The organism is Atopobiaceae bacterium (assembly GCA_022483015.1).
In the GTDB taxonomy this organism is placed as follows: Bacteria; Actinomycetota; Coriobacteriia; order Coriobacteriales; family Atopobiaceae; genus JALCUE01.
Map to the genome: position 1 here is coordinate 828,375 of JAKVOB010000001.1, position 12,403 is coordinate 840,777.

9 protein-coding genes are annotated in these 12,403 nt (G+C 67.1%); 4 read left to right on the forward strand and 5 right to left on the reverse strand.

Features of this window, described 5'->3' with window-relative positions; translation table 11 throughout:
* Positions 1-13: 13 nt before the first annotated feature.
* Genes LKE50_03665 through LKE50_03675 form a run of 3 tightly spaced genes read right to left on the reverse strand, consistent with a single transcriptional unit; the run spans position 14 to position 6,140 of the window.
* On the reverse strand, positions 14-1,846 hold the full coding sequence (locus tag LKE50_03665; GenBank protein MCH3967708.1) for an acyl-CoA dehydratase activase: 1,833 nt from the start codon (positions 1,844-1,846) through the stop codon (positions 14-16).
* Positions 1,843-3,162, reverse strand: a complete 1,320-nt coding sequence (locus LKE50_03670; GenBank protein MCH3967709.1) for a 2-hydroxyacyl-CoA dehydratase family protein — start codon at positions 3,160-3,162, stop codon at positions 1,843-1,845. The genes LKE50_03665 and LKE50_03670 overlap by 4 nt, the downstream gene beginning before the upstream one ends.
* A complete protein-coding gene (locus LKE50_03675; GenBank protein ID MCH3967710.1) occupies positions 3,162-6,140 on the reverse strand; it encodes an insulinase family protein in 2,979 nt (992 codons plus the stop codon). Before LKE50_03675 ends, LKE50_03670 begins: the two co-directional genes overlap by 1 nt.
* 148 nt (positions 6,141-6,288) lie before the next feature.
* Between LKE50_03675 and LKE50_03680 the strand changes: the two genes are divergently transcribed.
* Both LKE50_03680 and LKE50_03685 read left to right on the forward strand, forming a co-directional pair.
* Complete coding sequence (locus LKE50_03680; GenBank protein ID MCH3967711.1) at positions 6,289-6,897, forward strand: GNAT family N-acetyltransferase; 609 nt, start codon at positions 6,289-6,291, stop codon at positions 6,895-6,897.
* Between the two features lie 41 nt (positions 6,898-6,938).
* Positions 6,939-7,904: an EamA family transporter gene (locus LKE50_03685; GenBank protein ID MCH3967712.1), complete on the forward strand. Its 966-nt coding sequence runs from the start codon at positions 6,939-6,941 to the stop codon at positions 7,902-7,904.
* A 168-nt stretch (positions 7,905-8,072) separates the two neighbouring features.
* Here LKE50_03685 and LKE50_03690 read toward each other — a convergent pair whose 3' ends face one another.
* Positions 8,073-8,522, reverse strand: a complete 450-nt coding sequence (locus LKE50_03690) for a universal stress protein (protein MCH3967713.1) — start codon at positions 8,520-8,522, stop codon at positions 8,073-8,075.
* Positions 8,523-8,798: 276 nt separating this feature from the next.
* On the opposite strand from LKE50_03690, the gene LKE50_03695 reads away from it, so the two are divergent.
* Positions 8,799-9,734, forward strand: a complete 936-nt coding sequence (locus tag LKE50_03695) for an undecaprenyl-diphosphate phosphatase (GenBank protein ID MCH3967714.1) — start codon at positions 8,799-8,801, stop codon at positions 9,732-9,734.
* A gap of 28 nt (positions 9,735-9,762) precedes the next feature.
* On the opposite strand, the gene LKE50_03700 is transcribed toward LKE50_03695, so the two are convergent.
* Positions 9,763-10,785 carry a hypothetical protein gene (locus LKE50_03700; protein MCH3967715.1) on the reverse strand — a complete coding sequence of 341 codons (1,023 nt, stop codon included), beginning with the start codon at positions 10,783-10,785 and terminating at the stop codon, positions 9,763-9,765.
* Between the two features lie 83 nt (positions 10,786-10,868).
* On the opposite strand from LKE50_03700, the gene LKE50_03705 reads away from it, so the two are divergent.
* Positions 10,869-12,335, forward strand: a complete 1,467-nt coding sequence (locus LKE50_03705) for an alpha/beta fold hydrolase (protein MCH3967716.1) — start codon at positions 10,869-10,871, stop codon at positions 12,333-12,335.
* The last annotated feature ends 68 nt before the right edge of the window (positions 12,336-12,403 follow it).

Sequence of the window (12,403 nt, forward strand, 5' to 3'; positions counted from 1 at the left end):
GGGCAACCCTTGGCTAGTCCTTCTCGCCGAGGGACTCCAGGCCCAGGAGCGCCGCACCGATGGCCCCGCAGAGCTGCGAGTCCTCGTGCGTCGACACCTCGCTGCCCAGCACCTCGGACAGGGCTCGGACCACGCCCTCGTTGTTGGCCACGCCACCCGTCATGAGGTAGGGTGGCTCGGCCTTCACGCGCTTGGCGAGCGCCGCCGTCTTGGTGGCCACGGCGACATCGAGTCCGTGCACGATGTCAGGCACCGGGGTGTCGTCGGCCACGAGCGAGACGACCTCGCTCGTGGCGAACACGGTGCACATGTTCGAGATGCGCACCTCGTGCTTCCAGTCGAGTCCCGCCGCGCAGAACCCGTCGAGCGGCATCTCGAGGGTCGTGGCCATCATCTCGAGGAAGCGGCCGGTGCCTGCGGCGCACTTGTCGTTCATGACGAAGTTCACCACGGCGCCCGTGTCAGAGAGGTGGATGACCTTCGAGTCCTGGCCGCCGATGTCCACGATGGTCAGGGCCGAGGGGTCGAGGAAGTGGGCACCTGCGGCATGGCAGGTGATCTCGGTGATGGTGGTGTCCATGTTGGGGATGGCGTCGCGTCCGTAGCCGGTGGCCACGCTCACGGCCATGTCGCCGCGCGAGAGGTGCGCCTGCTCCAGGACGGCCGCGATGGCCTTGGAAGCCCCTGCGGTGGCCTTGGCGCCGGTGGCCACGATGACGCTTGCCACGAGCTCGGGCTCGCCGTCCTCGCCGATGTCCATGATGACGGCGTCGGTCGAGGTCGATCCTGAGTCGACGCCCAACACGTAGGTCTGGCCGTCGCCCGTGCGCTTGAGGGCTGCGCGGCCCTTGTCTGCCACGCCGTGCAGGGTCTCGTCAAAGGCGCGCAGGCGGGTGCGCAGCTGGCCAGCGCTTGCACGGGTGCCGTCGGTCTCGATCTTGAGCATCGGCGTGTGAGCCTCCTTGGCGGCCTCGAGGTACTCGAAGCCGTAGTAGTCGCAGAACTTCATGGTGTGATAGATGATGCCATCCTGGCCTGTGGCGCCTATGAGCGAGCGTCTGCCCGAGATGTCATCCATGCGCATGCAGGGGAGCTGGCCCAGGAGTACCGGGGCGTACCAGTCGAGGAAGGCGTCGAGGGGCGCCGCCTCCGGAGGGGTGGCGCCGGCGGTGGTGTCATCGGCTGCCTGCTCGTCCATGCAGTAGTCGCAGGTTCCGGTGCGCGGCGCGCGGCCCAGCTCGGGAGGGGGCGTCTCCATGAGGCGTGCGCCCGTGCAGGTGAGGTTCTCGAGCGGGAGCGACACCTGTGCGCCGCACGTGTCGAGGAGCGACGCCGAGGCATGGGCGCCCACGACGGAGATGTGCTCGTCCCGGCGGCGCGGCTTGGGCGGGAACGAGGCCACGGCTGCGCCGGCATCGAACTCGCAGCCGGTATAGGCCGCATAGGCGTCGGCCAGGCGGGCGAGCTCGTCGCGGAAGCGCCTCGCCTCGATGGGCCCACGCTTGTGGGGCAAGTCCACGAGGAAGAGGAAGTCGAGCTCGTCCGACGCCGCGAGGACGTCGTAGATGCGCCTGATGACGTCACAGCAGCTCGTGAGCACGAGGGCATGCACGTCCGGCTGCATGGCGAACGAGAGGAGCGACTTGCCGTAGCCGCAGAGGTTGGGATGGGCCAGGCGGTCTGCCTCCTCGAAGGAGGTGGCCTCATAGGCGACCGGTCGGCAGGTGGCCCCGAAGCCGGCCAGGAGCTCGGCGGGCACGTACTTGCAGGGATAGTAGACCACGCGGTCGTCGGAGGTCGTCGCAGGTGCCGTGGTCACGTCGGCCGGGATGTCCTTCTCGGTCATCGGGATGCCTCCTCGTCCTTGCGTGCGCGGAGCATCTCGAGGAAGGCCCCCATGCGCGTGGCGATCTGGCCCTCGGGGCAGTTCGAGCGGTCGCAGCCGTCGCCGTCGAGCACGAGGGTGGGGAAGCCCGCGTCCTCCAGCTCTCGGCGCATGAGCTGCGAGACGCCCAAGGTCTCCTTGCAGCCCCAATGGCAGAAGACCACGGCGCCGTCGGCCTGGGTGCGCTCGCAGAGCTCGCGCACCCGGTCGATGCGACGCTCGCCCGGGCCGTTGAACGAGTTGCGGAGCAGCCGCTCGGCCATGGCCTCGAAGGGTCGCTCGGGACCGTAGCGCCAACCGTCGAAGGAGACCTGGTTGAAGCACATGTCCGAGGCGACGATCTGTGCCACGGGTGAGTCGTCCAGCACCTTCTGGAGCGGCACCGAGAAGTACGGCGTGGAATGGGCCCAGACCAGGTTGAGACCCTCGTAGGGCTCGGCCGAGACGAGGTCCTCCTCCATCTGGTGGGCCATGCGCTCGGTCTGGGGGTGACCCAGCATGAGGTGGAGCGCCAGGGCCTCCTGCATCTCGAGGCCCATGTCGTTGTGGAGGAAGCGTCCATGGCGCAGGGGAAGCGTCCGCACCATGGCATCGAGCGTCGCCTGCGTGCGGGCCACGTACTGCGAGAGGAGCTCGCGGTCGAGCTTGCGACCAAAGCGGTCCTCGGCAAGTGCCGCCATCTCGCGGAGCTGGTCGGCCACGTAGGGGACCGACCCGTCCCCGGCCTCGAACGGCACATCGAGGTAGTAATGCTCGGTGCCGAGCGTCTTGGCGAGCCACTTGAACGTGATGTTGTTCGCGTCGCAGGCCACGGAGCAGTTCGCGATGAGCCTGGGCGCCTGGAGCACGCCGGTCTCGGCGGCCCCGATGAGGATCTTGTGGTACGAGCAGTACGTCTCGGGGACGCCGCGCTGCTCGGCCGCCTTCACGAAGCCCTGCTCGGAGCGTGCCCCGGTGAAGAAGTCCGAGATGGCCTCCGCCATGACAGGCTTGAGCCCCATGGCCATGAAGATCTCGTTGGGCAGGAAGATCGAGGTGATGACGGAGTCGTCGGCGTCCTCCAGGGCGTCGGTCACGGCCTCGATGGCGATGCGCGCGCCGATGCGACCGCTCGGGAGCTTGCAGCGCTCGGGGAGATGGCGCACCTGGAACCGCTTGAACTGGAAGGCCATGGTCAGCCAGAAGCGGGCGGTGTCAGGGTCGTCCTCGTCGATGCCGTCCATGATGGAGCCGAAGTAGTCGAGGATGCGGATGCCAGGCTTGGTGTCGTCTGCCACTATGCCTGCCCCCCGGACTGGCTGCGCCCATCGTCCACGAGCTCCTGCACGTCGAGGTCGGCCGAGGAGGCGGCGATGACGTCGCGACCGCCGAAGACGCAGGTGCCGCGGTGTTCGGGCAGCTGCGACAGCGGCCCGGCGAGCTTGCGTACGTCGTCGGCCGTGCAGTCGAGGAGCCCCTGCCTGATCTGGGAGCGCCATTGGGGTGTGCGTCCCGAGAGCCGCAGCGAGTCCTGCCTCCTGGCGAGGGCACGCGGCTTCACCGGTGCGTCGTGGCCTGCCACGGCCGAGACCACGTAGCCATCGAGCTCCGAGGTGGTGGGCTCCCAGGAGGCGAGCCATGCGGAGGCTCCCTCGAACCGTGCGATCGTGGGGTCGACGGCGGGGTCACGGTACGAGTAGAACTGCAGCTGCGAGAGGGGCGTGCACCTGAAGCCGCAGCCGTAGGCGCCGCCCAGCACACGTACCTCGTTCCAAAGGTAGTCGAACGAGAGCGCACGTCCCGCCACGAGCCAGGGGCCGCTGATCGTCTCGCCGAGGGCGCTCGCGTCCATGCCCTCGCCCACGTAGCAGACGTCGGACGGGACCACGAAGGCCTCGCTGGTGGACGTGGCAGGTGGGACCTCGAGGACGTCGAACGGATGGTGCTCGTCGTCGAGTCCGAGGTCGCCGGCGGCCTTCCAGTAGCGGGCGCGGTCCTCGGGCGTGCCGGTGAGGCTCGCCTCGGCCCCATCCGTGCAGAAGACGCGGCCGCAGATGTTGTAGCAGATCTCGGTGAGGCCCTGGAAGCGCTCGTCGAAGTTCGCGAGGAGCCGCTTGAGGAAGCGGTAGTAGTCCACGCCGCCCATCTGCTGGGCAACGCGTGCGGGCGCACTCGTGTAGGAGGCCACGCGTGAGAGGGCCGCCGTGTGCCCTGCCGAGACGAATCCCTGCTCGAGGGCGATGCGGCGCTGGGTCAGGATGGCACGGATGCGCTCCTTGTCGGAAAAGAGCGTCTTGCCCCAGACCTCTGCAGGGAGGGTCGCCAGGGCATCCACGTTCTCGGACAGCGCGCTTGCCGAGACCACGAGGCGCGGGCGGGCGACCGTGGGGTCGGCGTCGTCGCCGTACGTCTCGCAGAAGAAGTCGAGGTTGCCGAGGTCGGTCTCGACCAGGGTGTCGAGCTGCTCGGCCGTGTGGACCTTGGTGTCGAGCTGGCCCAGGAGGCTCGTGAGCACGCTCACGTAGGGCAGCTCGGCCCAGTGCAGGCACGACAGGTCGAAGTAGAGGTAGGCGTAGTCGATGTGGTGCGTGGGTATGTCGTGCGCGTGGCTCGGCACCGGGGTGCCCTGCTCAGGCGTGCAGGCAGGCTCCGGTGCGACATCGCCGATGTCAGCCACGGTGAGGCGTGGGAGGGTGGCGAGGGCCTCGGGCGAGTCGGGTGCGGACTGCTCGGCATGGAGGGCAGCCGTCTCGGCCACGCAGGCCTCGACGTCGGCATCGTCCATGGCGGCACGCGCGGAGGCCAGGCGCGTCGCCTCGGGGTTGTCCTTCTCCTTGGCGATGGGTTCGAGCTCGACCTGAGCATGGTGGTCGCTCTGGCAGACCAGTTCGGCGAGGAGGTGCTCGAACAGGCCCTTGTCCAGGCCCTCGCGCAGGTGGGCGAGGGTGTCCTCGTAGCGCAGGTAGTCGCAGGAGGCACCGTCGTCATAGAGCCAGCCGCTCAGGGCGTTCATGGCCAGCGCCACGCCGTCCGGGTAGCCATAGTCACCCTCGCGCAGGTTGAACTCGGCCTGGGCGAGGGAGGCGGCCAGGTTGTCATGGCCGAGGCCCTCCTGCGAGAGGCGCTCGCAGGTGGACTCCACCAAGGTGCGGAACTCGTCGCCCACACCCTCGTGCGCTCCCTTGAGCTCGATGAACACGAAGGGCTGGAGGCACCCGTCGCTGAGCATGCCCACCACGTCGTCGCCGAGGTGGGCGTCGAGGATGGCACGCTTCAACGGGGCCTCGTTCGAGCCGAGAAGGGCGTCGAGAAGGATGTCCGCGGCAAGCACCCGCTCGGGGTCATGGCTCGTGCCGATGACATAGGCCAGGCCCACGGCAGCGTTGTCGGGGGAGGTGGCCATCTCGACATGGCGGGTCAGCGGCGTGACGGGGTCCTGCAGCTGCAGGGGGTTGGGAGCGCCGACGTCCGTGCGCACCGCGCCGAGGAGGGCGTCGTCGACGAGGCCCAGGAAGTGGTCGACGTCAAGGTTGCCGTAGAGGGTCACGTAGGAGTTGGAGGGCTGGTAGTGGCGGGCATGCGTGTCGAGGAACTTCTCGTAGGTGAGGTCGGGAATGGTGTCGGGGTGCCCTCCCGACTCGCAGGCGTAGCAGGTGTCGGGGAAGAGGGCGCGGCTCATCTCGAGGTACATGACATCATCGGGGTCGGAGAGCGCGCCCTTCATCTCGTTCAGGACCACGCCGTTGAGCGAGAGGTCGGCGTCCTTCTCGGCAAGCTCGTAGTGCCATCCCTCCTGCTCGAAGATCCGCGGGCGGTGCGTGATGGCAGGATGGAAGACGGCGTCGAGGTAGACCTCCATGAGGTTCTCGAGGTCCTGGGCGTTGGTGGAGGCCACGGGGTACATGGTCTTGTCGGGGAAGGTGAGGGCGTTCAGGAACGTCTGCATGCTCGTCTTGAGCAGGTTGACGAACGGCTCCTTCACGGGATAGCGGTCAGACCCGCAGAGCACCGAGTGCTCGAGGATGTGGAAGACGCCGGTGTCGTCGGTGGGAGGGGTCTTGAAGGCGATGGAGAAGGCCTTGTTGGTGTCGGCGCAGGCGAGCCACAACGCGCGTGCGCCGGTGGCGACGTGGCGCAGGACGTAGGCGCTACCGTCGATCTCGGGCAGGGGGTCGGCTGACTCCACCACGAAGCCGGCATGGGTGGTGCCGGGTGCCATCGAGGGTGCGGGGGTCAGGAACGGCGTGGCAGTGCCACGCGGGGAATCTTCGGCCATGAGGTGCCTTTCGCGCGTGCCCGCAGGGCGGGCGGATGTTTGACAGGTCGATTGTACCCTCTGGGAGAGGGGACGCTTGCAGCGACGGCCCGGCTCGTGGGGGCTACACTGTTCCGCGGCATCCATCCGGCGGGGTAGGGGAGCACACGTGGGCATCGAAGACATCGACATCCGCATGGCGACCATCGAGGACGCGCCTGCCCTCCTGGCCATCTATGCCCCCTATGTGACCGAGACCGCCATCAGCTTCGAGTGTCAGGTCCCGAGCGTGGACGAGTTCACCTCGCGCATGGAGGCGACCTTCGCGCGCTATCCCTACCTGGTCGCCGAGCTGAGCTCTACGGGCAGACCCGTGGGCTATGCCTACACGAGCGCCTTCGTGGGCCGTGCCGCCTACGACTGGTCGGCCGAGACGTCCATCTACGTTGATCGCAGGACCCGCCACCACGGTGTGGGCGGGGCGCTCTACCAGGTCCTCGAGGCGGCATCGCGGGCGCAGGGAATCTTGAACCTCAACGCCTGCATCGGCTATCCGGCCGAGGCGGGCGACGGGCACCTGACCACCAACAGCGTCGACTTCCACGCGCACCTGGGATATTCGATGGTCGGCCGCTTCCACGCGAGCGGCTACAAGTTCGGCACCTGGTATGACATGGTCTGGATGGAGAAGATGCTTGGGCCCCACCCGTCGGAGCCCACACCCTTCGTGCCCTTTCCCTGTCTCCCGGCATCCGCACGGGCTACACTTGCCCTATGACCCAGAAGGGCCATGGCTTACCATCGGACGCTAGGAAGCGCATGTCACAGAGCCAGTCCATGTCACCCGCCTCCGAGCAATCCGCGACGGCTCCCACGGCACGGCCCGACGCAGACGTACCCTCGTCCCGTCGTCATGCCCTGGCCATGGGGATCGTCTGCACGCTTGCCGGCGGTGCCTGCTGGGGCTTCTCGGGTACCTGTGCCAAGTTCCTCATGGAGACCTACGCGGTGGACCCCATCTGGCTCATCGTGGTCCGTGAGCTGGGGAGCTGTCCGCTCTTCCTCATTGCTGCCTGGTTCACCAACCGTGCGGGGCTGCTGGCCGTCCCGCGGAGCCGCCAGGCCGTGCTCGAGGTCGTGAAGATAGCGCTCTTCGTGGTCCTGCTCTCGCAGGCGGGCTACATCATGACCATCGCCTGGACCAACTCGGCCACGGCCACCGTGCTCCAGAGCCTGAACCTGCTGCTGGTGCTCGCCTATGTGTGCGTGCGCGAGCGCCGCCGGCCTCGCCGTCGCGAGGTCGTGGGGATGCTCCTCGCCCTCGTGGGGACCTTCCTCATCGCCACCGGAGGCAACCCCAGCCAGCTTCAGATCGCCCCACAGGGCCTGGCCTGGGCTGCGGTCATGATCGTGGCGGCAGCGCTCCTGGCCATCCTTCCGGTCCGTGCCTTGGCCAAGTGGGGGAGCTTCGTGGTGAACGGCTATGCCATGCTCATCTCGGGACTGATCCTGCTCGTGGTCACGAGGCCCTGGGAGATGATGCCTGCCCTCGATGCCGCCGGGTGGGGTTGGGTCGCCGCCATCGTGGTGGTGGGGACGTTCGGGGCCTATGCCCTGTTCCTCCAAGGCGTCAAGATGGTCGGCTCGCTCAAGGCCAACCTGCTCGGGACCATGGAGCCGGTCACGGCCACGGTCCTCTCGATCCTCTGGATGGGCACGGCCTTCTCGCCGGCCGACCTCGTGGGCTTCGTGCTCGTCATCGCGATGGTGTTCCTCACGGTGTGAGGTGCCGGCCCGCTCGCCATGTGGGCGTCGGGGGATTTCGTCCGTCTCCTCATAAGATGACATCCCGTCGCCCAGGGGTGGAGGCGGCGGGATGTCGGGGGAGGAGGACCTTCTTGCAGGGGCCCCGCGCTCCCAGCACGGGTTCGGCTGGGGCGCGGGCCCGGCTTGTCACTTCACGACGAGGATGTCACATGTGCAGTTGCGTAGCAGGTAGGTGGATATCGAGCCGAGAAGTGCGTACTTGATCGAGCTGAGGCCACGGGCACCGCAGATCACGAGGTCTGGCTTGACGACGTCGAGCATCTCTTCCTTCAAGGTCTCGCGGATGCGACCCGTGCGCACCTGCACCTCGACCTTCTTGATCTGGGACTCGGACTCGGCCTTCTTGACCTCGTCCGCGATGGACTCGCGGAACGCCTTCTCGAGCCCAGGGATGAGGTCGACGGGATAGGTGCCAGCCGTCTCGAGCGCCGTGGAGTCGATGACATGGCCGATGGTGAGCTCGGCGTTGTTGTTCGCTGCCACGATGATGGCGCGGTCGAGCACCTTGTCCTGCTCCTCGGTGCCGTCCAACGAGACGAAGATCTTGTCATAGCCAAGGTCCTGATAGGTCTGCATCGTAACCTCCTCGTGCTCGTTCGGTCCCTCGTTGTTTTTTGTGTACCCAGCACGCGTCGTCTATTCATGGGGGACGCGTGGAGAAGTGCGTGAGCGGCGCACATGGGGGCCGTGGACGGCAGGTCCGCTGGCATTCGTGACCCGCATGCTCGGCCATGGGGCACCGGAGGGTCGCGTGTCGAACGGTTCTGTAAGCTTTGGGACCGAGGGCTGCGGCGGCCCGTCGCTTGGTGCATCATGTCTTCCGTACCTGCTACGACGGATTTGGAGACACTCTTGGATCTTCTCGAACTGGCTAAGGCCGCCCTCTATGGGCTCGTGGAGGGCATCACCGAATGGCTGCCCATCTCGTCGACCGGCCATATGCTGCTGCTGAACGAGGTCCTGCCCATGGCCGTCTCGGCGGACTTCTGGGACATGTTCCTGGTCGTCATCCAGCTGGGAGCCATACTGGCCGTCTTCGTGCTCTTCTTCCACGAGCTCAATCCCTTCTCGGGCAAGAAGTCACCAGACGAGCGGCATGACACCTGGGGCCTCTGGGCCAAGATCATCGTGGCCTGTCTTCCCGCCGTCATCGTGGGAATCCCGCTTGACGACTGGATGAGCGAGCACCTCGAGACCCCCTACGTGATCGCGGCGGCGCTCATCGTCTACGGCGTCATCTTCATCGTCATCGAGACGGTGCGTGAGCATAAGGCCGAACGTCTGGCGGCCTCTGGTGCCATGGCCCCTTCGGGTGGTGCGCACTTCTCCCAGCCTGACACCTCCACCATGAGCGCGACCCAGCTTGCCGATATGGACGCGCCCATCCAGGAGGTCGCAGACATCGACATGAAGCACGCGCTGGGCATCGGCTGCTTCCAGGTGCTCTCGCTCGTGCCAGGCACGTCCCGCTCGGGGTCGACCATCATCGGCGGCCTGCTCCTGGGCTGCTCGCGCTCGGCCGTGGCCGAGTTCACCTTCTACCTCGCCATCCCCGTGATGGTGGGGGCGAGCGGGCTCAAGCTCGTGAAGTACTTCCTCAAGGGCAACACCTTCACCAGCATGGAGGCAGCCATCCTCGTGGTGGGCTGCGTCGTGGCCTTCCTCGTGTCGATGGCCGCCATCCGCTTCCTCATGGGCTTCGTCAAGAAGCACGACTTCAAGCCCTTCGGCTGGTATCGCATCGTGCTGGGCGTGGCCGTGATCGCCTACTTCATGCTGCTGGGGTAGTGTCCGGATCGCTCGGCTGCCATGCTCGCTACGCTCGGCTCGCGACGTCCGCGGCCTCTGGGTTCACGGCGTTGGTGGGCAGGCGCCCCTCCACGAGCAGCTCGACCACGGCCGCGAGCGCCATCTGGCGCAGGGCGTCCGCTGCCTCGACCGAGTCGTAGGCCGAGTGCGGCGTCACGAGGCAGCGCGGATGGTCGATGAGCCGCGGGTTGCGGTCATGGCCCTCGTGCGCGAGGGTGTCGAGGCCAGCTGCCCTGATCGTGCCGGCGTCGAGCGCGTCTGCCAGGGCGTCCTCGTCCATGCACTCGCCACGGGCGGTGTTGACGAGGAACGCATCCGGTCCCATGAGCGCGAGCTCGTGTGCCCCGATGAGGCCCTCGGTGTCGGGTACGAGCGGGCAGTGGAGGCTCACGACGTCTGATGCCGTGCAGAGCTCGTCTATGGTGTCGACCTTCTCGGCGCCAGCCTCTGTGACCTCGGCTGCCGTCTTGGTGGGGGCCCAGACGAGCACACGCATCCCGAGGGCTCGTGCCATGGGCACCACGGCTCGGGCGATATGACCCAGGAACACCAGACCCAACGTCTGGCCCGAGAGCCTGTGTACGGGATAGCCCGCCTTGGGGTCCCATGAGCCGGCGCGCACGCCCTCGTTGGCGAAGCTCACCTTGTGCTCGAGGTCGAGCATGAGGGCGATCGCATGGGTCGCCACGTCCTCGGCGCAGTATCCGGGGCAGTTCGAGACGAGGATGCCGGCCTGCGTGAGACGGTCCACGTCCATGTGGTTGAGCCCTATGGACATGCTGGCGACGAGCCGTATGCCCGCGGCGACGCAGTCGTCCACCCCCTTGCCGCGCACGGGGCAGAACTCTCCCACGATGGCCTCGCAGCCTGCGAGGTCCTCGCTCGAGGGGGCCACGAACGGCGTGTGGGTCACCTCCCTGAGCTCGATGGCATCAGAGGCACCCAGTGCATCGAGGATCTCGCGACCTCGTGGTGCGTCGTGGGTGAGCGTGTACCAGAGCACCACATGGTGCGTGTCGTCTCGTCTCATGTCGTCTCCCATCGCCTCGTGAGCGATTCCGCTGGTGGGGTATATTCTGCCAGACACCATCCATCAACCCAGAGGGTAGAGCAATGGCAGACAAAGACGTTCCAGGGACCGACGACACAGCAGGGGACATCGACGACCGGCTCGAGGACATCGAGCATCAGATAGACGACGTGCAGGGTGCCGAGCTCGACGAGGAGGTCGCCGAGCAGATCGACGAGGGCTTGGGCCGGGAGCCCAAGGCAGAGCCTTCGGATGCCCGGGGGACCGAGGCCGCTGGCTCCCCCGATGCGTCCACGCCTCCCGATGACATGCCTGCCTCCCGTATCCCGCCGCTCCCCAGGTTCGCGGACACCGAGGGCGCCAGCTGGGAGCAGCCCACCTGGAAGCACATCGCGAACCTCGCGTGCTTCGTGGTGGCGATGCTGCTCATCGCCGTGGTCGCCGGCGTCTTCGGGAGTCCCGTCGCTGGTGTCATCATCGCCATCGTGTCCATCGCCATCGTGGTCGCGATGTACGTCCAGTCGCGCACGTTCGTGGCCAAGGCGCTCGCGCCACATCGCGACCCCATCCTCACGCCTTCCGAGCAGAAGGCGCTCGACGGGGACGACCCCGCGGCCGCGCTCGAGGCGAGGAAGGTCCTGCGACTCGGTCGCCTGGTCATGGGAGGCACCGGGAGCCCCATGTCGGGCTTCTCGGGAGCCCTCGACCCCGACGAGGCCAAGGTCATCGAGGACAACCAGAGCAGGGAGGCCGATGCCAGCTGGGAGTGGGTGTGTGACCTGCCCGAGCCCGAGGAGGTCTCGACCACCTCGGATGACGGCTGCAGGCTCGTGGGGCACGTGATGGCCGTGAACCCGGACTCCAGGCGTTGGGTCCTCATCGCACATGGCTACAACGGCGTCTGGAACGAGGGCATGCTCTATGCCCGGCACTATGCCGAGCATGGCTTCAACCTCCTCTTCGTCGAGATGCGCGCCCATGGCAAGAGCGAGGGCGAGCTCATCGGCATGGGCTTGCCCGACCGTCGTGACCTCGTGGCTTGGGCCCAGTGGCTCGTGGCCCAGGAGGGCGACGACGTTCAGGTCGTCTTCCATGGCCACTCCATGGGCGGGGCCTCGGTCTGCCTGGCCAACGGCGAGCAGGACCTGCCCTCCCAGGTCAAGGCCGTCGTCTCTGACTGCGGGTACTCGGACCTCTGGAACGTGCTCATAGGCATCATGGCCCCCGCCACGCGGGTGCCGATCCATCCCCTGGTGGACCTCATGCGGGTCGCCCTCCGCTCGCTGCCGGGCGGATACGACATCGCCGACGTGTCACCCGAGCGCGCCTTGGCCCAGGCCAAGGCCCCGACCCTCATCATCCATGGCGATTGTGACACCTTCGTGCCACCCTACATGGCCAAGCGTCTCGGTGATGCCTGCGGGGGAGCCGCCGCCGGTGCGGGCCATGAGGTCCTCATGGTGCGTCATGCCGGCCACTGCCAGTCGTCGTTCGCCGACCCTCAGACGTACTTCTCGCATATCTTCTTCTTCCTGGACCGCTACCTGTAGGACTGGGAAGACAGATGTCATCGTGTGTGGGCGGGCCTCCTTCCAGGGGGCCCGCCTCTTTTTTCGTC

Excerpts from the sequence above, each read along its gene's own strand:
- LKE50_03665 (MCH3967708.1), bottom strand. The coding sequence starts at position 1,846 with ATGACCGAGAAGGACATCCCGGCCGACGTGACCACGGCACCTGCGACG.
- LKE50_03675 (MCH3967710.1), bottom strand. The coding sequence starts at position 6,140 with ATGGCCGAAGATTCCCCGCGTGGCACTGCCACGCCGTTCCTGACCCCC.
- LKE50_03685 (MCH3967712.1), top strand. The coding sequence starts at position 6,939 with ATGTCACAGAGCCAGTCCATGTCACCCGCCTCCGAGCAATCCGCGACG.
- LKE50_03690 (MCH3967713.1), bottom strand. The coding sequence starts at position 8,522 with ATGCAGACCTATCAGGACCTTGGCTATGACAAGATCTTCGTCTCGTTG.
- LKE50_03700 (MCH3967715.1), bottom strand. The coding sequence starts at position 10,785 with ATGAGACGAGACGACACGCACCATGTGGTGCTCTGGTACACGCTCACC.
- LKE50_03705 (MCH3967716.1), top strand. The coding sequence starts at position 10,869 with ATGGCAGACAAAGACGTTCCAGGGACCGACGACACAGCAGGGGACATC.